Source organism: Allorhodopirellula solitaria, from assembly GCF_007859855.1.
GTDB lineage: Bacteria > Planctomycetota > Planctomycetia > Pirellulales > Pirellulaceae > Rhodopirellula > Rhodopirellula solitaria.
This window is the reverse complement of the sequence record NZ_SJPK01000003.1, coordinates 437,798-459,719: the sequence shown is the minus strand read 5'-3', so window position 1 is coordinate 459,719 and position 21,922 is coordinate 437,798. Positions and strand designations below refer to the sequence as shown.

General features: G+C 59.2%; 15 protein-coding genes and 1 tRNA gene. 7 read left to right on the top strand and 9 right to left on the bottom strand.

What is annotated here, in order from left to right; translation table 11 throughout:
* Positions 1–36: 36 nt before the first annotated feature.
* From CA85_RS07965 to CA85_RS07945, 5 genes are all read right to left on the bottom strand, one after another.
* Positions 37–3,396 carry an outer membrane protein assembly factor BamB family protein gene (locus tag CA85_RS07965; protein ID WP_146390768.1) on the bottom strand — a complete coding sequence of 1,120 codons (3,360 nt, stop codon included), beginning with the start codon at positions 3,394–3,396 and terminating at the stop codon, positions 37–39.
* 127 nt (positions 3,397–3,523) lie between these two features.
* Positions 3,524–4,333, bottom strand: a complete 810-nt coding sequence (locus CA85_RS07960; protein WP_146390767.1) for a biopolymer transporter ExbD — start codon at positions 4,331–4,333, stop codon at positions 3,524–3,526.
* 18 nt (positions 4,334–4,351) lie between these two features.
* Positions 4,352–4,840, bottom strand: a complete 489-nt coding sequence (locus tag CA85_RS07955; RefSeq protein WP_146390766.1) for an ExbD/TolR family protein — start codon at positions 4,838–4,840, stop codon at positions 4,352–4,354.
* Between the two features lie 12 nt (positions 4,841–4,852).
* Positions 4,853–5,533, bottom strand: coding sequence for a MotA/TolQ/ExbB proton channel family protein (locus tag CA85_RS07950; protein ID WP_315852704.1), 681 nt, complete (start codon positions 5,531–5,533; stop codon positions 4,853–4,855).
* Positions 5,534–5,633: 100 nt separating this feature from the next.
* Entirely contained in the window at positions 5,634–6,644 is a 1,011-nt protein-coding gene (locus CA85_RS07945) for a hypothetical protein (RefSeq protein ID WP_146390764.1), read from the bottom strand.
* A gap of 143 nt (positions 6,645–6,787) precedes the next feature.
* Between CA85_RS07945 and CA85_RS07940 the strand changes: the two genes are divergently transcribed.
* Positions 6,788–6,860, top strand: a tRNA-Phe gene (locus CA85_RS07940).
* 73 nt (positions 6,861–6,933) lie between these two features.
* Here the strand turns inward: CA85_RS07940 and CA85_RS07935 are convergent.
* Positions 6,934–8,667: an alanine/glycine:cation symporter family protein gene (locus tag CA85_RS07935; RefSeq protein ID WP_146390763.1), complete on the bottom strand. Its 1,734-nt coding sequence runs from the start codon at positions 8,665–8,667 to the stop codon at positions 6,934–6,936.
* A gap of 311 nt (positions 8,668–8,978) precedes the next feature.
* Between CA85_RS07935 and CA85_RS07930 the strand changes: the two genes are divergently transcribed.
* From CA85_RS07930 to CA85_RS07905, 6 genes are all read left to right on the top strand, one after another.
* Positions 8,979–10,724, top strand: a complete 1,746-nt coding sequence (locus tag CA85_RS07930) for a sodium-dependent transporter (protein ID WP_146390762.1) — start codon at positions 8,979–8,981, stop codon at positions 10,722–10,724.
* Positions 10,724–10,945 carry a hypothetical protein gene (locus CA85_RS07925; protein ID WP_146390761.1) on the top strand — a complete coding sequence of 74 codons (222 nt, stop codon included), beginning with the start codon at positions 10,724–10,726 and terminating at the stop codon, positions 10,943–10,945. The genes CA85_RS07930 and CA85_RS07925 overlap by 1 nt, the downstream gene beginning before the upstream one ends.
* On the top strand, positions 10,945–12,225 hold the full coding sequence (locus CA85_RS07920; protein ID WP_146390760.1) for a nucleotide pyrophosphatase/phosphodiesterase family protein: 1,281 nt from the start codon (positions 10,945–10,947) through the stop codon (positions 12,223–12,225). The genes CA85_RS07925 and CA85_RS07920 overlap by 1 nt, the downstream gene beginning before the upstream one ends.
* Before the next feature lie 429 nt (positions 12,226–12,654).
* Positions 12,655–13,323 carry a zinc metallopeptidase gene (locus CA85_RS07915; RefSeq protein WP_186774809.1) on the top strand — a complete coding sequence of 223 codons (669 nt, stop codon included), beginning with the start codon at positions 12,655–12,657 and terminating at the stop codon, positions 13,321–13,323.
* Complete coding sequence (locus tag CA85_RS07910) at positions 13,316–15,316, top strand: YjhG/YagF family D-xylonate dehydratase (RefSeq protein WP_146390759.1); 2,001 nt, start codon at positions 13,316–13,318, stop codon at positions 15,314–15,316. The genes CA85_RS07915 and CA85_RS07910 overlap by 8 nt, the downstream gene beginning before the upstream one ends.
* Positions 15,317–15,500: 184 nt before the next feature.
* Positions 15,501–15,881 (top strand): DUF971 domain-containing protein, encoded by a 381-nt coding sequence (locus CA85_RS07905; RefSeq protein ID WP_246112592.1) that lies wholly within the window; start codon positions 15,501–15,503, stop codon positions 15,879–15,881.
* A gap of 67 nt (positions 15,882–15,948) precedes the next feature.
* Here CA85_RS07905 and CA85_RS07900 read toward each other — a convergent pair whose 3' ends face one another.
* The 3 genes from CA85_RS07900 to CA85_RS07890 all read right to left on the bottom strand — a co-directional run bounded on the left by CA85_RS07900 (position 15,949) and on the right by CA85_RS07890 (position 21,840).
* Positions 15,949–17,163 carry a type II secretion system F family protein gene (locus tag CA85_RS07900; protein ID WP_146390758.1) on the bottom strand — a complete coding sequence of 405 codons (1,215 nt, stop codon included), beginning with the start codon at positions 17,161–17,163 and terminating at the stop codon, positions 15,949–15,951.
* A 178-nt stretch (positions 17,164–17,341) separates the two neighbouring features.
* On the bottom strand, positions 17,342–19,033 hold the full coding sequence (locus CA85_RS07895) for a GspE/PulE family protein (RefSeq protein WP_146390757.1): 1,692 nt from the start codon (positions 19,031–19,033) through the stop codon (positions 17,342–17,344).
* Positions 19,030–21,840, bottom strand: coding sequence for a secretin N-terminal domain-containing protein (locus tag CA85_RS07890; RefSeq protein WP_246112591.1), 2,811 nt, complete (start codon positions 21,838–21,840; stop codon positions 19,030–19,032). Before CA85_RS07890 ends, CA85_RS07895 begins: the two co-directional genes overlap by 4 nt.
* Between the last annotated feature and the right edge of the window lie 82 nt (positions 21,841–21,922).

The following is a 21,922-nucleotide window of genomic DNA, read 5'->3' as shown; positions in this document are numbered from 1 at the left end:
TGGCCGATTTTGTGGGGGAGGCGTTGCAGATCATGATCAGTTTTCGCCTGGGATATTGGTGATGTAGACCACGCCCTCAGCACCGGGGACGAACAATTGGTTCCCCGCCGGCAATGGGCTGGCCGACAGGGGTTGGCCGAGCTCGATCGTGCCGAGGACCTCGCCTGAGGCCGGGCTGATCGCGGCGAGCCAACCGTCGGCTCCCGTCAAAATCCAACGACCTTGGATCGACACCACATCGTCGACAGGCAACCCCTCGACAGGCATCGGAGTTTGAAACGCCTGCTCTCCATCGGCTGTGAATGCTCGCAGGACAGCATCGTTGGTGATCAGCAGAGCGAGCTCCTCACCATCGTCGGTCGTCGCGAGCGTCGGCCCCCATTGGATGCGGCCGTCGAGCAGTTTCTGGAATTTCTGGCCCAGCTCCTCCTCCTCGTATCCGACCAGGAAATCCGCCGCCGGGCCGCTGACGCCGCCGACAAAGACATTCCCAACGCCGATCGTATCGCCCAAGAAAGGAGAGGGCAGGTCGATACTCGAAAGCTTCCGGATCTGATCGCCCACGCGAATGCGATAGAGCTGGTTCCGGCTATCGGTCAGCAACACCTGATCGGCATCGCTGCTGGCGCGAACCGGTGTCGACCAAGAAACCTTGTTCTCGGGATCGGGATCGCTCGCCGGTTGGAAGGGAGCCCCCTTGGAGGCACCGGTTTCCCAGTTCATCAGCACGACGCGGCCTGAGTCCAAGGGCATCAACATACCATCGCCGCTGAAAATCCCCACACCAACTGGTTTCGGGTCAGAGAGATGGTAGGTGACCTTCCGCAATAACTCGCGGCGGCGGGTGGGGTCGTAGACCATGGATTCATTCGGCTGTGACTCGTTGAGCAGCACCCAACGCTTCTCATCGATCGCAATCGGTTTCGTGAAGTTCATCGAGATCGAATTCGCACCTGGATTCTCGATTGGCCCTTGAGTCGAACCGCTCTTGAACGATTCCAGGTCGAGCTGGAAGAGGGCCCCCTGGCTGGTCACGGCATGGAACCCTTCGTCGGCTTTGACCAACATCGAGATCGGGGTACCGACATCGGTTCGCCAGATTTCTTCACCCGTTTTCGGGACTGCGCCGGTCACTCGAATTGCAGAGGTGCCCCGCAGGATTCTCGCGTGGATCAAAATATCTTCCATCGCCAGCGGTTGGCCGATGAAGCGATCGCCTTCCTCCTTGCCCCAATCGAAGACGACACGACCAGTATTAATCTGCAACTCATAGCGACCGACACGCGTGCCGGTGATCCACATCTGGCTGCGGCCGACGGCCATGTCAGTCAGTGTGGGTTCATTGTAGGAGGCGACCTGCTCGGCAATTTTAGAAACCTGTTCCCCTTCAGCGGTGGGTTCAATGTCAAACACGGCGACCTGACCACGATCGGTCAGGACAATCATCCGCCGCTGCTGGATGACGGGCGGCACGAGCACGTTTCCGGTCAAGCGGAATGGTTGCTGAGCAACCTTCAAATCGCCGCCCTGTTCGTTCATGCGGAGGACGTGCAGGTTCGCATAATCAGCCCCCGCATTCTCGATCACAAACAGGTGCCCGAGCAGAGCGACCGGGGCGACGGCAATCGTCCCCTCTTCGTGACCGGTGTAAAAACTCTCAATACTCTTGCCGGTCTTCGAATCCAGCACGTACAGATTGCTGTGATCACCCGGCAAGTAGATGCGGTTGAGCTTGGCATCGATTCCCGCCGGCGCACTGATGGTCTGCGGCAATTGCGTGACCCAATTCGTATCTCCGGTTTCTGCATCGAGTGAGATCAATCGCCCTGAGTGAACAGAAATCAGAATCGAATCCTCCCCCGCGACCGGTTCGACGAAGGTTTCTCCGATTTCCGCTCGCCATTGCAGCTCACCGTCTTTGCCACGATAGCTCTGCACCTCGTTCTTGTTCAGGTCTGACAGCAACACCGACCTGCCGTTGTCGAGCCGAATCGGGGTATGGTCTTCGCCGTAACCGGTGAACTTGCGCCACAACAACTGGCCATCGTAGACAGAGAATGCGAGCACACTGCCGCCCGCTCGCAGATAGTAGACCTCATCCTGCAGCCCTGGGATCGACGGTTTCACTTCGACCCGGTTAGTCAGCACGATCGACTTCAAGGAGCCTTCGTCGATAGGCGTGGTAATGGGCTCGGGCTCATCCTGGGAGAGCGATACCAGTGTTTCCTGGATCGTACTGGCCTCTTCGACGAGGACGGTCAAACGCGGGTCGACGGCAAGCTCGGGGAAATCTCGCAGCAGCAACTTGCGGAGGTCGTAGGCTTCTTTGGTGTTCTGCGACGCCAGAGCCTCCTTCATGGCCGCTTCGGTCTCGTCCAACCGAATATTGCGAACGATATCGCGTTTAACTCGGTTGCGCGCTTCGGTAACCTGCAGGAGACGTCCTTCCATCGTCGTCTTCATCGACGTCAACATGTAATTGGGATTGTCGATCAGCTTCCATTGTTCATCGAGTTGATCGAGCAGACGCTGTTTCTCGGTCGTTTCGGTCGCCTTGCCGGCTTCCACGGCAATGTTCTCCGCGATGTCGACCAACAGCCCCCCCAGGTTCCCGCGTTCGTCATTCATCGCGGGCTCATCGATGATCCGGGGCAAAACCTCCTTCGCTTTCCGCAGACCTTCGGTGGGGTCGGTCATCTCCGCACTGCGGTAGATCTCGGTCATTCCGATCCGGGTCCGCGCCAACGAAGAGTACTGGTTGTCTTCCCCGTATTGAGCCAAGAAAGAGATGTATGCGTCTTGAGCCGGTTGATAGCTTTGGCTGTCGTACTGCTTGTTAGCCGCATCGATCACATCGTCGGCACTCGCTTTACTCAGGATAAAATAGAATCCGTATCCCGCGATGGCTAAAAAGCCAATGATGCCGAGGTAGCCGTAGATTTTGAACGAATCCCAGACCGACTTGTGCTCCGGCGGCGCAACCCGGGCGTTGGGCCGCTTGGGACGCGGGCGTTCGCGAGCGGCATCCGCTTCGACGGGAGCCGCCTCGACCGGTTCCGCTTCGACCGCCATTGCCTCCACTGGCTCAGCGTCAATCGGCTCGGCGTCGAAGACTTCATCGACCATCATCACGTCGTCGTCGCCGCCGATCGAGGTCAAGTCGTCGTCGCTCTCGACCGCTTCGGCAGCATCCTCATAGTCGGCACTGCGGATTTCTCCAATCAGCTTAGACGCTTGGAAACGGGTCAGTTGCCCATTATCAACGAGCAGCTTGGCGACCGCTTCGGGTGTCACCCGAGCCCCACCCTCGGTCAGTTGTTCGCGGAGGGCTTCGATAATTTCTTGGTCGAGCAACCCGCGTCGTTCCAAGAGGTCAATCAGTTCGTTAGCAAGCATATAAGAAAATTATTAGCTGTTTGCTGCCAGCTACTAGCGCCTAGCTAATAGCGACTAGCTCCACAGGCGAAGAGGATGAAAAGAGGGAGTTGTCGGTTGTCAGTTGTCGGAAGCTAGCAGACGTGGACTAATCAAAGCCATCGACCTCAGCGACCTGGATTTCTTGGAAACCAGCGATGGTGCCTGCGTCCATGCCATCGACGAGCATTTGCAATTTGGCGTTCTCGTGCACCTTAATATCGAGCCGCATGCCGTCCTTGTTCGCCCCGATCGCCTGCTTGAGGGCGCTGACGAGGTTTTGTTTGCCGGGCGTCTCCCGCTCCCAATCCGCTGCGAGGACCAGAAAACTGCCGTTTTCCTCGATCTCCAGTTCGATCGGGTCGAGTTCCTCAGTGGGTTCTTCGACATTGGACATACTCGGTAAATCCGAGTTTTGCTTCGGCATCTTGATCGATTTCTGCAGGCTGAAGCTAGCCGTCACCATGAAGAAAATCAGCAACAGGAACGTCACATCGACCATCGGCGTCATGTCGAGTTCGCCGTCATCGCGTTTCTGACGCGGCGGGAGAGCATCGTCTTCGTCGTCATGCAGGAGGGCCGAGGGCGGGTGCTCAGCATGATGCGAAGTGACCGCATTGGCTGGCTGCTGGTTCGGCCCCTGGCTGCCCGACAGATTCTGGGCTGGCACGCCGCTGGGTCGCGGTATCGAAGGTGTGTCGGCGACCGATGCAGATGCCTCGCTAGCGACGGGGATCGCCTCGGCCACCACCTCGCCCTCGTCTGCCTCTTGATCGGCGGGCTCATGCAGCTCCGCCTCCACGGCCGCTGGGATCGTCAGCGGCTGGTCGCATCCGGGACAACGGATCGTCCGGCCAGCCAACCTCTCGTTGACCTTGCGGCGCATGTCGCACGATGGGCACTGGACACTGATCGACATTCGAATGGATTCCCTCTGTTACTTTTCTTTGACGGCGATGTAGGTGAACTGCATGTCGGTGAATTCGTCACCGATGATCTTTTGGACCCGGGTGACTTCAGAGACTTTCACCTCACCGTCCCCCAGCAACATCACTTGATCTTTATTCTTGCTGATTGATTTTTCGAGTTCGTCGGTGACGTACTCCACGATCTCGGTTGCCTGTGCCTCTTCGTCCTTGCTGAACTCGCTCTGGTCGCGTCGCTTCAAAATCGCGGGCGAGTCACCGCCACCGGGTTCGATGAAAATGATGGCAGAATCCTTGGCCGAGACGGCCAGGCCGTTTTGGGCTTCGGGAATGTTGCCGGTCTGGGAGGGGTCCATCTTCGACGCGACCACAAAAAAGATCAGCAACAGGAAGGTGATGTCGATCATCGGTGTGATGTCCATCTCCTCTTCGTCGCGTTTTTTACGCGGCGGGACGGCATCCATTTCGTCGTCATCGTCTTCGATCAATGCATTGCTCATGTTGGGCTGGCTCTACATGGTTTCCGTGACGGTGGCTTGTTCGGTGCCGCCGTCGGTTGCCGCCGCGGCAGGACGCTTAGCGGCGACCGCCAAACCCTCTTTGAAGGCTTCGAAGAACCGGGTCAACCCCGAGCCGACGAGGTCTTCCATCTTCGCGATGCGAATATTAACCGAAGCAACCAGAATCATCAGCGGGATGGCGATCGCCAGACCGCTGGCCGTGGTCACCAGGGCGACTTGAATATCGCCTGCCAGCGCCGATGGTTCGACGCTCTCGGCGGTGGCGAGCGTCTTAAACGCCCCCATCATCCCAAAAACCGTCCCGAAAAGACCGATCATCGGTGCACTCTTGATGACCGTGCTGACCCAACTCAAACGATATTCCAGATCGCTCATCACGTCCCGTTGAAAACGGTCCATCATGATCTGGCGGGCCCGGCGATAGCCTTCGCCTCGATTGTCGATGGCCATGTGCATCATCTGTGGAATCGCCCGGACGTCGCCCTCGCAGTATTCCTCAACGCCTTCAAAATCACCGACTTTGAGCATCTGCTCACAATCGTCCATGAAGGCGTCCTGTTGCTCTTCGGTCTTGAATCGTTTCTGAGCGACACGGGTCCAAACGATGACAATTTGATACAGCCCCCACAACGCCACGATCGCCAACGCACCGTAGGTGGAGTTGGAGATCATTGTGTAGAGGTCAGCGGCAGCGAGAAGTAACAAGGTCAAGTCCTACGGAGGGTTCTAAGAAGAGGGGTCAGGGTCCAGAACGTGATTCGGCTCTGGATGCCTAGCGGTTGGTTCGGTAACGTTGCTCGGTCACTTCAAAGGCAAACCCACTCCCGGCGGGTTTGCTCTGAAAGACGGTCTTGGCGATCTCGGTAACGCTTTGATGCCCTTTGCTACGGGCATACTCTAGTTCAGTGTGGGCCAGTAGGTTTTCCAAATCCGGCGGAATGAACTTGAGAATTTGCCGCCCGCCGGTCTGGATCCCGGCCTGACCGAGAAGCTGGATATCATAGCTCTTCAGAGGACTGGCTGTCGTCCACATGAAATACAGTCTTTTCTCGGACTCACTGTCGTCGCTGTGGCGTGACTGCGGGCGGGTGGAGAGATTCGTGGCGTAATCGACACCCTGGGTCCCTCCGCCGATGGAGCCGAGTTCGATTTTGTAGAAATCGAGTTGCTGCGAATAGGCCTTGATGTTTTTAGCTGAAAAATTCAGTTGCCAGCGTTCAAATCGCGGCACGATGTCTTCGCCCTCGCCTTCGGGCCCCGGCGGTCGACTGTCGCCCTTGCCCGACCCCGACGTGCTCGCCGAGGCGTTGGTATTCATCGTATCGAGCGAGGCCGCCACGCTGCTGACCGCATCGGTGACCGCTTCGATCGTGTCCTGCAGCGTCGGCTCGGTCAACTCCTCGACCTCCTCGGCTCCCGGCGGCTCGAAATCACGCTCAAAACCTTCCGCGTTGTCAGCCCGACCCGCAGCTTCCTCGATAATCGGCGCGATCGGTTTGACGCGGACCGGCATCCGCATCGTCAGCCAAACGACAAACAGCATGAACACGAACACGCCGAGAAACAGCATCACCGCCATGAAGAACGAGGAGACCGAATCAAATTTGCTGGTACGCAGCGCCTCTCGCTCAGCCAAACGTTTCGCTTGGACCGGGTTGAGCTGCGCCGCCGAGCCGTTATCCGAAGAGCCGGAACCGCCGCCTTTTTCGCGGCGCTTAGCATCCTCGGGTTCAACGAATTCGACGCTGTCCGAGTTGGAATCTGGGGGTGCGGCCGTGCCCATGAGAAGTCGCTTTAAAAAAAAGAGTGTGGGGCCGATTGACGTGAACCCACATGATAGCGTAGTTTCCTACTTAGTTGAACAAGAAAGCCAACCGAAGGCAGTTTCCAAACAGCTTGGAACCTACCCGGGCGGCCCATTGTGATGGTTAGATAGCTCAGTTGGTAGAGCACGGCCCTGAAAAGGCCGGTGTCCGCGGTTCGAGCCCGCGTCTAACCACTTCTTTCTTCTCCCTGCCTGCTGCGGCTCCGGCTTTCGCCGTCGAACCGCAGCCTCAGCGGCAGTCACGCTCTTAGCGTTTTCCGATCGCCGTCAAGTAGCGGCGAAGCTCGTCACGAACCTTCGGGTAGAGCAGCACGAGCCCGATCATGTTGGGGAACACCATCGCGAAGATCGCCGCATCGGAAAAGTCGATCACCGACCCGAGTGAAATAGCGGCGCCGATCACAATCACCAAGCAAAACAAAAGCTTGTACGTCAGGTCGGCCACGATGCCGCGGCCGAACAGATACTTCCAGGATTGCAATCCGTAGTAGGACCAAGAGATCATTGTCGAGAACGCGAACAAGATGATCGCGATCGTCAAGACATAGCGGAATCCAGGCAACTTGGCGTCGAATGCGGCCGACGTCAAATCGACGCCACCGAGTCGAACGCCGTCGACAATCACATTTTTAGATTCAACGGCCCCCCATACGAACGAGTCGTCGGCGTTGAAGAACACGATCACGATCGCCGTCATCGTGCAGATCACCACAGTATCGATGAACGGTTCGAGCAGTGCGACGATTCCTTCCGAGGCCGGGTAGCGTGTCTTGACCGCGGAGTGAGCGATCGGGGCCGATCCCGCACCGGCTTCGTTGGAGAAGGCCGCACGCTGAAACCCCTGCACCATCACGCCGACCAAACCACCCAGAGCAGCGTTGGGAGTGAACGCCCCACTGAACATTTGCGAGAACGCCCAGGGGACCTTGTCCCAATTCATGGCGATGATGACGACCGACGCAAGAAAATAGATGATCCCCATCAATGGCACGATCTTTTCCGTCACTTGAGCGATGCGTTTGATCCCGCCAATGATGACAAATCCCACCAGGACCGCGATCACCAGCCCGATCAGCACCCCGGACGAACCGTTGGGCGAGAGCCCCATCAGCGATTGGATCTGCTGAGTGGCTTGGTTGGACTGAAACGCATTGCCACCGCCAAAGGATCCCCCGATGCAGAACAGCGCGAATAACGATGCGAGCACCTTTCCGGTCCGACCGGCACCCATTTCGGACAGCCCGCGTTGCAGGTAGTACATCGGACCGCCGTAGACGACGCCATCCTCGTCGACATCCCGGTACTTCACCCCCAGCGTGCATTCCACAAACTTGGTAGACATCCCGAGCAGACCACAGACAATCATCCAAAACGTCGCTCCCGGGCCACCGGTCGCTACCGCGACGGCAACGCCAGCGATGTTGCCGAGCCCAACGGTCCCCGAGACCGCCGTCGCGAGCGCCTGAAAGTGCGTCACCTCGCCAATGCATTCGTCTTCCTCCTCTGGGTCGGCACCTTCCGCCTTCTCCGGAACGGCTTGCTCGACGTCATCGAACTTGCCCGCGACGACCTGGAACGCGAGCGGAAAGAAACGGATGTTGGGGAACACGAACGCGATCGTGAAAAACGCGGCCCCGCCGACAAGCAGCAGCAGCACGAAGGGTATCGGCCCGACGACCGGAAGGGGCACTTGGAAAAAGACGATCCCGCCCCACGTGTCGGCCACCGGTTTGAACCACTCATCAATGGTCTGATCCAATCCGCTTGCAGCGGGCTCTTCGCTGCCGACCGCGGGGTCGGCTGCAGCGGGGTCGGCTGCAGCGGGATCGGTGACGGCAATTTCGATTTCGCCGGTTGCGGCTGGAGGCGGCGGGTCCTCTGGGGATTGCCCCCAACTCACTGGGGACCCAACACTGAGCAGGATCCCCATCAGCAGGAACAGGAGCACGGGACGACGGCTAACAATTACGGGAGATGTCATAAAAGTGAGAACGTGAGAAAGGTGGTAAGTGCAATTCGGATCGGCCTGTATGGGGGTCGGGACCGCTGACTGGGCGGAAGGATAACATAAACTCGGGTCACGTTCCTCTTGAACGCCTTCCTGGGATGACTCCATCGCCCAATCCCATCATGCCAACGCGCGGCAGAGCGAGGGGAGTAAGGATCTGATTTTTCTAGCGTTTTTCTGAATGTTTTTTTCGCAGGGGCGGTTTCCACGGTCGATGCATCGACCGGCAAGCCCTACAACGGTAAGGGCATTTCGCAGCCACGACCGCCGACCCCATCACGGAAATGAACGAGTCAGCCGACGCCCAGGACCCCGATCAGCCATCCACCGACGCGAGCCCCCCTCCCACGCTCGATGTAGCAGACCCGGGCCAGCCGAGCGATCCATCATCGCAGGATCCCAGCGACCCGCGCGAATCGAGTAGCTCAGGCGAGCAGTGGGGCAGTCGAATCGGGGTGATCCTGGCCGTCGCCGGGAGCGCCGTGGGACTAGGAAACTTCCTGAGATTCCCCGGCCAAGCCGCCCAGAATGGCGGCGGTGCCTTCCTACTGCCGTACTTTATCTCGATGCTCGTCATTGGCGTCCCACTGTGTTGGGCGGAGTGGACGATGGGACGCTATGCCGGGACACGCGGGTTTCACTCCGCCCCCGGGATCTTCAGCGTCGTCTGCCGCACGCCCAAAGCTCGCTACCTAAGCGTTTTTGCACTGCTAATCCCGCTGGTCATCTACATGTACTACCTCGTGATCGAGGCCTGGTGCTTGAGCTATGCGTGGAGCTATCTGACCGGCGACTTGATGCTCGGCGCCGATCCCGATGCCTACAGCGGGTTCTTCGATTCGACCGTCGGAAAGAGCGAGGACGGGTCCGTCTTCGGCCAGAGTTCCTCGTTGCTAATTTTTGTCGGCATCACTTTCGCGCTGAACCTGATCTTGATCTACCGGGGGATTGCTGGCGGCATCGAGACTTTCTGTAAGATCGCCATTCCCTTGATCGTCGTCTGTGCGCTGTGCGTGCTGGTCCGCGTGCTAACGCTGCCTAGCGAAAAAGTCGTCGCGGGACTTGGGTTCATGTGGAACCCACAACCGGAGGCGCTGCTGAATCCGAAAACCTGGTTGGCGGCATCTGGCCAGATTTTCTTTAGCTTGGCCGTCGGATTCGGCGTCATCATCAACTACTCCAGCTACCTGACCAAGAAAGACGACGTCGTACTCAGTGGATTGACCGCGTGTAGCATGAACGAATTCTTCGAGGTCTGCTTGGGTGGTTTGATCACGCTGCCCGCTGCCTTCATGTTCCTCGGTGCCAGTGTCGCGACGTTCAGCACCTTCGGGCTGGGCTTCAACGCGCTGCCGAACGTGTTCGCTCAAATGCCAGCAGGGCAGTTCTTCGGATTTCTGTGGTTCTTCATGCTGTTCCTCGCCGCGATCACCAGCAGTCTATCGATGCTGCAACCGGTGCTGGCTTTCCTCGAGGATGGTTTCAACCTCAAGCGTCACGTCTCCACCGCCGTGCTCGGGATCATGGTGCTCGCCGGGGCCCTTTATGTGATCTATTACTCGGCCGGCTTGAAGGCTCTCGACACGCTGGATTTCTGGGTCGGGACGCTGCTGATTTTTGTGCTCGCGATGATTCAAGCGGTGATCTATGGGTGGGTTTTCGGGATTGAACGGGGTGAACGTGAAGCTCATGTGGGCGCACACATCCGCATCCCGCACATCGTGCAGTTGCTCTTGAAGTACGTCGTCCCTGTCTACCTCGGCGCTATTTTCATCGCGTTCTGTTACCTCAAGGTCCCGGGATCGACCGACCCGGAGACGGGCGAATACATCCCCGGCTACTGGGATCTCATCATGGACGATTCCGTCGTCCGCATGTCGATCCTGTTTATTTTCGCCATGATGGGCTTGCTGCTGGTACTGATTCACTTCGCTGGCAAGAACTGGATCCGCCAAGGAAGGTTCGATTACCTCCATGCCCCGCACCCAGCCCAAACCGACCGCCCCACTGATTCAGGAGAGACCCCGTGATGATGAGTGCCCTAGAGTGCCTACTGGCACTTGGACTAACGCCTGAAGAAATGGCTGAAAATCAGATGACGACGGCTGGCTGGTGCGTGATGACGATCTCGATCACGGCGGTGCTCTCCCTGTTGACCTACTGCTTGTACACCACCCTCTCTCTGCCGCCTCCTCAAGCGGACACCGATGAGCAACTCACCCGCCCGCCAGCCAACACCGAGAACGAGTGATGACGCAGCGATTGTGCATTCTCAACGTCGTGGGGCTGACCCCCGACCTCCTGCGGCACGCACCGCGCCTTTCACAAGCTGGCACCGCGCGGCCGTGGACCAGCCCCGTGCCCGCGGTGACCGCGACGAGCCAGGCGACGATGCTAACGGGACTCCCTCCACGGGATCACGGCATCGTCGGCAACGGTTGGCTGTATCGCGACACCCAGGAGATTCGCTTCTGGCAACAATCACGCACGTTGATTCAAGGCGAACTCTTTTACGAACGCTATGAAACAGCCAAGATGTTTTGGTGGTTCAATCAGGCGACAACGGCGAAGCACGGCGCCACGCCCAAGCCGCACTACGGATGTGACGGTAGCAAGGTATTCGACGTTTTGGACTGGACCGGCTGCCAATTGACCGAGCGGCTTGGTGCGTTTCCGTTTTTCGCCTTCTGGGGGCCAGGTGCGGGGATCGCCGCGAGCGACTGGATCGCCGACGCTACCGCTGTTGTTCTCCGCGAGAAACAGCCTCAGCTGACGCTTTGTTATCTACCGCACCTGGACTACGATTTCCAACGTCTCGATCACCAGGACCCCGCCCGGGTTGCCGAAGTCGATGCTGCCGCCGGCCGCGTGATCGATGCCGCCGAGGCCACCCAAACCCAGGTCGTCGTGGTCAGCGAATATGGACTGACGAGCGTGCAGCGGCCGGTGCACGTGAACCGAATCCTGCGTGCCAACGGCTATCTCCGCACGAGAATGGGACCCTTCGGCGAAGCCTTGCTGGTCGGCGATTGTGACGCCGTGGCGGTCGCCGATCACCAGGTCGCCCACGTCTATGTCCACCGCCCCGAACTCCTTGACGAGGTCGCGGGGTTATTGCGTAACACGCCCGGCATCGCCGAGGTCGTGCACCCGGCGGAACTCGATCTCGACCACGCCCGCAGTGGGGAACTGATTGCATTGGCCGATCCCGATGCCTGGTTTACCTACTACTACTGGGACGATGACCAGGCTGCCCCCGACTTCGCCCACACGGTCGACATCCATCGCAAACCCGGCTACGACCCCTGCGAGTTGTTCATCACCAGTCGCGCTCGAGCCGCAGCAAGATTACTGCAAAAGAAGCTCGGCATGCGCTACAAAATGGATGTCATCCCGCTCGACGCGACCCTCGTTCGTGGTAGCCATGGGTTGCTCGCGAGCGACCCAGGGAGCGGTCCCCTCGTGATTGGCCCCGGTGAACCGCCTGCCTGCATGACCGGCTTCGCAGACTACGTCCACACGCTGCTGTAAAAAGAGAAAACCTACGCGGTTTGCGTAAATTCATGGCGATTGATGGTTCCACCTTGCTGCGGCGCAGTTACACTGTTGGCATAGCCCGTTGAGCTTGCCTGAATTTGCGTCTGGATGGGGTGCGTGGGGTAATGGGATTAGCATGTAACGGCTGCGTATTTCAGCGTTCCTCGCGCCCCATCCAGCCGCAATCAGCAACTCCGGGTTACTTCTTTCCGCTCTTGAGAGCAAGGCGGACGTGCCCGCAGGGTTGGCTGAGAAAACCGCCTTGACCAACCGCTCAGCGATCGGGCGTGTGCCGCTCCCAGCCTGTCTTCACCCCTGTTGGTCCAGGTTTTGCGTATGATGGTGTGAGCAAGTCCGAAAGCTGCCGAATTGGCACCGCCGGGTCTTGCTCGCCCCGATCTTTCTCCTCGTTCGAGCGCTACCATGTTGATGTACCTGTTGTTTGTCATTCCACCGTTTTTGCTAGGGCTCTATGCCCAGTGGAAGGTGAAATCGTCGTTTGCTGCGATGAGCGAGGTTCCCGCCCGCATGTCAGGAGCCACGGCGGCCCGCAAGATGCTCGATGCATCGGGATTGCAATCGGTGGCGATCGAACAGGTTCCCGGCGAGCTATCGGACCACTACGACCCGCGTGCGAAAGTCCTGCGTCTCAGCCCCGACGTTTACAATGGTCATTCGATGGCCTCGCTTGGAGTGGCCTGTCACGAAGCCGGCCATGCGTTCCAAGACGCGCAAGGCTACGCCCCCTTGGTGGTCCGCAACATGGCCGTACCCGCGGCCAATTTTGGCAGTGGAATCGGTGCGGCGATGCTGTTCGCTGGTGCTATCTTCTCCTACCCGCCGTTGATGTGGATCGGCGTGATCGGATTCTCTGCCGTCGTGTTTTTCCAGCTGGTCAACTTGCCCGTTGAATTTGACGCCTCGAGTCGAGCCCGCGAACACTTGGTCAGCGCTGGTTTGATTACCGCTCAAGAGGAACAGTATGTCGCCAAGGTACTCAACGCGGCCGCGTTGACGTATGTCGCTGCGACGTTGCAGTCGATCATGACGCTCGCCTACTACCTCTTTATCCTACTGGGTCGTCGTGACTGAACCTGATTCGGTCTCGCCCGCTTCCCCAGTCGACTACTTCTCCGCGCTTGATCCACCCGAGTCTTTACAGACAAAGGCGGACGGCCCCTCGGGGAAGCTACCGTTGAGCGATGAAATCCTGCGGCAATGGACCAGCGGTGATCTGTTTGGGTTGACGCAGAGTGTCGGCATGGGTTTCGACCCGCGCCGTGTCCTCGGTGATCAGTATCTCGTGATGAGTACCCAGGGCGGTGTGCGCAACCCTGATGGCACCCCGGCGGCCCTCGGCTACCACACCGGGCACTGGGAAGTCGGCATTCTCGTCCGCGCCGCGGCGGAGCAGATCGAGACGCATGGTGGCGTGCCCTTCGCAGCTTTCGTGAGCGATCCTTGCGATGGCCGCACGCAAGGCACGCACGGCATGTTCGATTCGCTGCCTTACCGCAACGACGCGGCAATCGTGATGCGGCGGTTGATCCGGTCTCTTCCCCAACGAAAAGGCGTGATCGGAATCGCGACTTGTGATAAGGGATTGCCAGCCATGATGATGGCCTTGGCGGGCACCGGGCAGCTTGCCAATGTGCTCGTACCGGGCGGCGTGACGCTGCCGCCGACCTCGGGAGAGGATGCTGGCAAAGTCCAGACGATTGGCGCTCGCTACTCGCGCGGGGAGATGTCTTTGGAAGAAGCGTCGGTGGCGGGTTGCCGTGCCTGTGGTACCCCCGGCGGTGGCTGCCAGTTCCTCGGCACGGCGGCGACCAGCCAAGTGGTTGCCGAGGCGTTGGGGATGACGGTTCCCCACGCGGCACTGTCACCGAGCGGTCAGCCCATCTGGACCCGCATGGCGCGAGATTCCGCGTCCGCAGCGGCCTCCATGCATGCCCAAGGGATGTCGATGCGTGATGTGCTGACACCGGCGGCGTTCGAGAACGCGATGCGAATGCATGCCGCCGTCGGCGGCAGCACCAACCTGCTGTTGCACATCCCTGCGATCGCTGCGGCAGCCGGTGTCGCCCGACCGACGGCCGATGATTTCTCTCGCGTCAATCAGCAGGTGCCCCGCTTCGTAGACTGCCTGCCCAACGGCCCCGTCGGCCATCCGACAGTGCGTCTTTTCCTGGCCGGGGGCGTGCCCGAGGTCGCATTGCATCTGCGTCGCGCAGGGTTGTGGAACAGCGACGCCAAAACTGTCAGTGGGATGACCTGGGACGAGCTTCTCGACCAGTGGGAGGCTTCGCCACGCCGCGCTGTTTGCCGAGAGCGTCTGCAGCTCGCCGACGGCGTCGACCCAGATGATGTGATCATGCCGATGGCTCGCGCGAAAGCCGCGGGCCTAACCAGCACCGTCTGTTTCCCCAAGGGCAACCTCTGCCCAGAAGGCTCGGTGATCAAAGCGACCTCGATCGATCCCACCGTGATCGATAGCGATGGTGTCTATCGCAAAAGCGGCCGGGCCCGGGTCTTTACCAGCGAACGCGATGCGATTGCGGCCGTCAAAGGGCAATCCGACCAACCGATTCAGTCCGGTGAAGTGATCGTCCTGATCGGACGTGGGCCGATTGGATGCGGCATGGAGGAAACCTATCAGATCACATCGGCGCTGAAGTACCTCTCCTTCGGCAAGGAAGTGGCATTGATCACCGATGCCCGCTTCTCGGGAGTCAGCACCGGAGCCTGCATCGGCCACGTCGGCCCGGAAGCACTCGCCGGCGGCCCCATTGGACGCGTTCGCGATGGCGATCTGATTGAAATCGAAGTCCATCGTGACACGCTCGAAGGGCACGTTAATCTGATCGCACCGCATGACGGTGGCGACCCCATGGAGACACTGGCGACGCGAGGCCCGCATCCCGACTTGCAAGTCGATGCGGCCATCCCGGACGACACCCGGCTATGGGCCGCACTGCAGCAAATCGGCGGCGGCACTTGGGGTGGCTGCGTGTACGACGTCGATGCGATCCTCGCCACTCTCGAAGCGGGCAAACGGGCACTCGGCGGAAAAGACCAATCGTGAATTCCGACCGCTTGCCGGCGTCCCCCGTCCCTCACGCCGTGAAGCATTTTTCTCTTGCATAAAACGTACTTGCTACCACTACGGGCGGGACGCCCACGCACCGGTACGCGGGCGTCCCGCCCGCATGTATGAATCACGATGAAAATGCTCCACATAGCGTCACCCAATCCCCCTCTAATCGACTATGAATATTGACGACCCGGTCGCCTACACGCCCACCTCCATCGAACGCAGCGGCAACAGCGGTATTCGCATCGTCTGGAGCGACGGCCAATCGACGCAGTGGACCGCCCAGCAGCTCCGCGATGCCTGCCCCTGTGCGACCTGCCGAGAGAAACGCGGCAAGCTGCTTGGCGAAGAAGAGGAGGAGGAGGAAACACCAAAGAGCAAACCCATCGGCCTGCCCGTGCTCAGCGCCGCCGAAGCACAACCGATGCGGATTGAAGGCATGCAGCCCGTGGGCACCTACGCCTACAATATCTCCTTCAGTGACGGTCATCACTCGGGATTGTTTACCTTCGCCCGCCTGCGCCGCGAAGAATCCGAAGGAACACGGGAATCATAAGTGACGCACGACGGTTCGCTGTCCCAAGGGAGAGTGACGTACTCGACACTTTTTGAGTCCTCGTTGGTTACCCCAAGGTTGTGCTGCTCTTGAGCACGGGTATCAACAGTGCCATGACGACGGCGAGCACCATGATCGCCATAATCAATAGCATGATTGGCTCGAGTAGGCGTACAAATAGATCGAGTCGCCGGAAGGTGCGTTTCTCCAATGAGTCAGCAATCTCGGGCAGAACTCGGTCGAGCGAATTGCTCTCTTCACCGACGCGGATCATCTCGACGACCGCCATCGGAAAATAGCCCGAATCGCTAAACGGCTTGGCGAGGCTCTCGCCCGAACGAATGTTTTCAGTGGCGTCGCCAATGGATTGACTGAGCAAGCGATTGCCGGTGGCACTTCGGCTGATATCAAGCGACTTTAGAATGGGGACACCATTGCCCAGCAGGGTGCCGAGCACGCGGCAGAACCGAGCCACCGAGAGGTTCATCAAGATATCGCCGAGAACCGGGATTTTCAGTTTCCAGCGGTCCAGCCGATCCTTGCCCGCCTCGGTCTGCAAGTGCATGCGTATCGCAAAGAATACAGCGATCAATGCCACAATGATCCAGATGCCATAGCTCTGCAGAGTATGGCTGAAAACGAGCAACCATTCGGTGGCAGCAGGCATCTCACCCTTCTTTCGCAGTCGATCAAAAAGCATGTCGAATTTGGGCACCATGAACACGAGCAACCCACTCAGAACCACCGTGCCGACGACGAACAGAAAGGCCGGGTACGCCATCGCGCTGACGGTCCGTCCCTTGAGGTCTTCCTGCAATTCGGTGAACACCGCAACGCGGTCGAGTGCGTCCTCGAGAAAACCGCCCTCGGTGCCAGCCCGAACCATATTGACGGCCATGTCGCTGAACACGCCTGGAAAGCGTGCCATGGCATCGCCGAGCGTCTCACCTTCCTCGACACGTCCTTTGATCTCGCCCATCACCTCGCCCAGAACGGGCGCTGCGGATTGATTGCCGAGCAAGGTCAGTGATCGAATCATCGGCACTCCGCTTCGCAACAGCGATGCGAGCTGACCATAGAAGGTCACCATCACCTGGCCCTTGACCTTCTTCTTACCGCCGGAGAAGAGCGATCGCCCCGCTCCTGCCTGTTCGGTGATCTTGGTCGGGAAGAGGTCTTTCCCCGACAACAGCATCGACGCTTCACGCGACGTGCCGGCTTCGATCGTGCCTGTGATGTTCTTGCCGGTGAGGTCGCGTGCGATGTATTGGAAGGAAGGCATGAAGGCAGAGAGTTCAGGAAGAATGAGTTCGGGAAAGCGGAGCGTTCGAACGGCAGCGGTTGGCGTTGAGAGATGACAACGGGTTCAGAGCATGCCCCTGAACCCCGAGACGTCGGTGCTGAGAACCAATTCGAAAAAGGGACACTCCCTTCTCGAAATGGCATTTCATCAACACTTTTTAGAGTGCTTCACCCTTGGTGACACGGAGGACTTCGTCAATGCTCGTCACCCCCACGAGAGTTTTGTCCCAGGCGTCCATTCGCAGGGTCCGCATTCCCTCAGCGACCGCGGCGCGGCGAATGTCCCAACTGCTGGCTCGGTCTTGAGCGAGTTCGCGGATCGCTTCGCTCGAGACGAGCAGTTCGTAGATACCGAGTCGTCCTGAATAGCCCACGTTCCGGCATTCGCGACAACCGATGCTGCGATACAGCGGGCGGCCTTCGAGTTCGGCAAATGGGAAATCCTTGGGGAGTTCCTCTTCATCGGGATGGTAGGCCTCTTTGCAATGCGGGCACAACCGGCGCAACAGCCGCTGGGCCATGACCGCTTCGACCGTCCCGGCAACGAGAAACGGCTCGACCCCCATGTCGCCCATCCGCGTGAACGCACCGGCTGCATCATTGGTGTGCAGCGTGCTGAAAACAAGGTGCCCCGTCAGCGACGCCTGGGTCGCATTCTCGGCGGTTTCCAAGTCTCGAATTTCCCCAACCAGGACAACGTCCGGGTCATGCCGCAGAATACTCCGCAGCGAAGCGGCAAACGTCAAACCGATCTTGGAATGGACCTGAATTTGGTTGATGCCATCGAGTTGATACTCGACAGGATCTTCGGTTGTGATGATCTTGTTTTCCGGGCTGCGAATCTCCAGGAGACTGCTGTAGAGCGTCGTCGTTTTACCACTACCGGTCGGCCCAGTAACCAGGACGATCCCGTGCGGCATGCGAATGATTTCACTGAACCGATCGTAGATCGCTTCCGACATCCCGAGGCCCTTGAGGTCAAAGACCATCGACGACTTATCGAGCACCCGCATGACGAGCCCTTCGCCGTGGATCATGGGAATCACGCTGAGCCGGATGTCTACCTCGCGGCCGTGGACTCGCAAGCGAATCCGGCCGTCTTGAGGTAGCCGTTTTTCGGCAATGTTCAGCCGGGCCATGATCTTCAAGCGGCTGATGATCGCGGCTTGAAAGCGATTGATCTCAGGCGGGACCGGTTGTGGGTGCAGGATCCCGTCGATGCGGTAGCGTACCACGAGGCCATCGGATTGCGATTCAATGTGAATATCACTGGCCCGCGAGTCGACCGCCTCGGTCAGGATCTCGTTCACCAGCCGAACCACCGAAGCTTCCTGAGCCATTTCGCTCATTTCGCTACCGTCGGTCTCGATGCTTTCGAGCAGTTCGATTTCCTCATCGCCCGCTGCGGCGACGAGTCCCTCGATCGTTTCACTACCCACACCGAGGTGCTTCTTCACCAAGCGGTTGATCTCGGCTCGTTCGGCAACAACCGGAGTGACCGTTTTGCCAGTCGCGGCACAGGCTTCGTCGAGCGGATAAAGATCAAAGGGATCTGCTGTCGCCACCCGCAGTCCGCCATCGTCCCAACCGATGGGAAAGAGTGCATGGCGATAGATCAGTTTCTGTGGGAACCCTTCGAGCGCCGAGAGGTCCACCTCGGACGTCCGCAGATCGATGAAGTCGAGACCGACCTCGTCGGCGATAGCCGTCAGCGCCTCGCGGGCGGTCACGTATCCGAGCGAGACCGCCGTGTCAACGATCGCCGAGGGATCGCCATTGCGGCTCTGTTCAAGCTGTTGGGGCGTCAGCAAACCACGCCGACGCAAAATTTCAGCTGCGTGCATAATCATCGTCCACGTCCTCCTCGTCCACCGCCACCGCCACCACGTTCACCACCACCGCCGCCGCGTTCACCGCCGCCACCACGGCCACCTCGCTCACCCCCACCCCCACCCCCGCCGAATCGGGAGCGGAAGTACTCGATCCGTCGTTGGATATCTTCTTGAGAGCTCGATGAAGCGGCGCTGCTACCTGATGCATTCGATGCGGAAGTGCCGCTCGAACTCGTACTGGAAGTCGTCGTCGTGGCTTTGCCGGTAACCGACTGCAAGGCTTGCAACATAATTTCTGGTCGCACGGATCCGCCCATCGCGACGACTTCCACCTCGTCCTCAGACTCGAGGCCCTGTTGGTCGAGCGCCTCGACGAGCTGACGAACCGCGTCGAGATCTTGTGGGATCGCCGTCACGACCAGCGAGTTGCTGCGTGCGTCGACAGCGACAATGATTTTAGTAGCCTCGCTTTTGGGCTTGGCTTGACCGCCGCCTCCGCCGCCACGAATTGCCTTGATAATATCCTGAGGGCTCGGCTGGCCACCGCGGCCCCCTTCGCCGCCACCCCCGCTATCATCGCCGATTTTCTCAGCGAAGACCGCTGTGACGATCTTGGCAACCTCCGCCGCATCCTGATAGACCACCGGGATCAACGACGGCCGAGCGATCGTCTGGATGGTCTCGGGGCTTTCCTCCCGGTCGATTTCTTGGAGCACGGTGCGGATAAAGTCCAGATCCGAAGGCGGAGCTTGAACGATCAATGCGTTGAGCCGGTTGTCGGGAACAATGTTCACGCTGCCGCGGCTGGTCAGAATCGTTCGCGTTTCCGATTCGTTGCCACCGCCACCGCCTCCCATTCCTAAGAGACCGCCGAGCATCCCGCCGCCCATGCCGCCCATCACGGATTCAGTCAGCGAACCCGCTGATCCACTCGCGTCGGCACCGCCGAGCACGCCAGCGACCAGTTCCGCAGCGATGTCAGCTTTCAGATATCGCAGCCAAAAGATCGTTGGTAGTGCGGAGGTTTCTGCCGATTCAGTACCCATCGATGTGAGTAATTGCTCGAACATGTCCAACGCCCGCTGGTCGCGGGAGGCAATCACGAGCCCCGCAGGGGTCATCTGGATAATGATATCATCTCCGGCGTAGTCGTTTTCAACTGATGGCGACGACGCACCTGAAGACTCGGGTCCCGAGGACGATGCGTTCTGCCACACGAGTGTTTGGAACGCACCACCGGCAGCCGTATTGGTATCGAGCAAATCGGAACGACCGTCCGACCCCGAACCGTCTCGTTGGTTGGAGCGGTCGACTGGAGCGGCCGAGTCAGTGCGATCCTGAGATGCCGATGGAGTGATCACGCGGATCTTGTTATTGCGTCCCGTCAGCGGCCACAAGGACTCGATCTGCTTCAGAGTATCGTTCGCCGCGGTCCCCGTCAGCGGCAGGATCCGGACATTCTCGCCGAAGCCTCCCGACATGGGATCGTCTTCCAGCTCAGCGATCAATCGCTTCACCGACTCGACCTGGTCTGTCGTGCCGCGAATCCACAAACGGCCCGTGGCCGGGTCGCCATCGACGATCGGTCCATTGCCGGTCCCCGCTTCGGTGACACCGAAGAATTTGTTGATCGTCAACAACGCTTGGGCTGGCTCGAGTCGCTTCAAGTCGATGATCGTGAAATCACGGCCATTGCCCTCGAGCTCGGCAATCGTACTGCGAATCTTGTCCTGCATCTCAGGACGCCCGAAGGCAATGATAGCGCCGCGATTGGCGTCCATCGCCAATCGCGCCTCCGGCGTGCCAGCAATCATCGTTTGCAAGACATCGTAAACTGTCTGCAGGTTGGCCGCGGCGACGGAGTGCGTACGAAGCTCTGGGGCAGCGACCGCTTCGTCGCTCGCCTCGCCTGCATTGGGCATCGCACGGTCTGCCTTTTCGACCACGCTGTTGAGCAACTCCAACTTCGATTGGCTGCCGGTGGCAAAGATACGGTCACCATAGATAGAAACCGAAACTCGAATTTCGTCATTGGCATTCGTGCCAGCTTCTAAACCCAATAAAGGGCGAGCTATTTCGAGCACCTCATCTGCCGACCGATGCTCCAAGTTGATTTCGACAACACTCGACTGAGCCTTGGTGGCCGCCTGCAAGACTTCATCGATGACTCGCAGTTTACCCACCGTTTCGGTAACGATGACCTGCCGTGCTCCGGCGAGCACGTTGATGCGGCCCCAGGGGCCAATGACCTGCGACAACTCCTCACGAGCCTCCTCCGGCGTGATCGCACCGAGCGGGAAGACACATCGCACGATGTCGCTGTTGCCACGTTTGTCAAAGGATTCCGGCGTGACCAGTTCCGCCATTTCGCTGATTAGCTTTTCTGCGTTGTCCGCTTCCAAATCAACCAACAACAACATGCGGCCACGACGAACCACGGCCCAGCCGCGATCCAACAGTAAACGGTTGATCAGGTCCAATCCCTCGGGGACCGAATAGAGCTTGTTTGGATCAGAAAAATTGACCGTCCCCGCTGGCATCGTGTCCATTTGTAACGATAAATCCGCTTGTTCCGCAAACCACTGCAAAACATCACTCCAAGGGGCCCCGGCGAAGTTGAATCGCAGGGCGTCCCCAGCAGGCGTTTGAGCGGGCGCGGCTTCGGGAGCGGGCTCCGCAGCAGGCTCACTGACAGGCTCACTGGCGGGCTCATCGGCGGCGTCCGGTCCTGCCTCAGCGGGCTCGGCAGCGGCGGATTCTGCGTCAGCATCCGGTGACGCGGCAGCGGGAGTATCCGAATTCGGCGGTTGCGCCGATGCAGACATGTGGCTCCCAAAAGCCATTATTGCCAGGAAAATCCCAGTGAAAATCAGCTGGGCACAGCGGTTACGAGATGAAGGCGTGAAG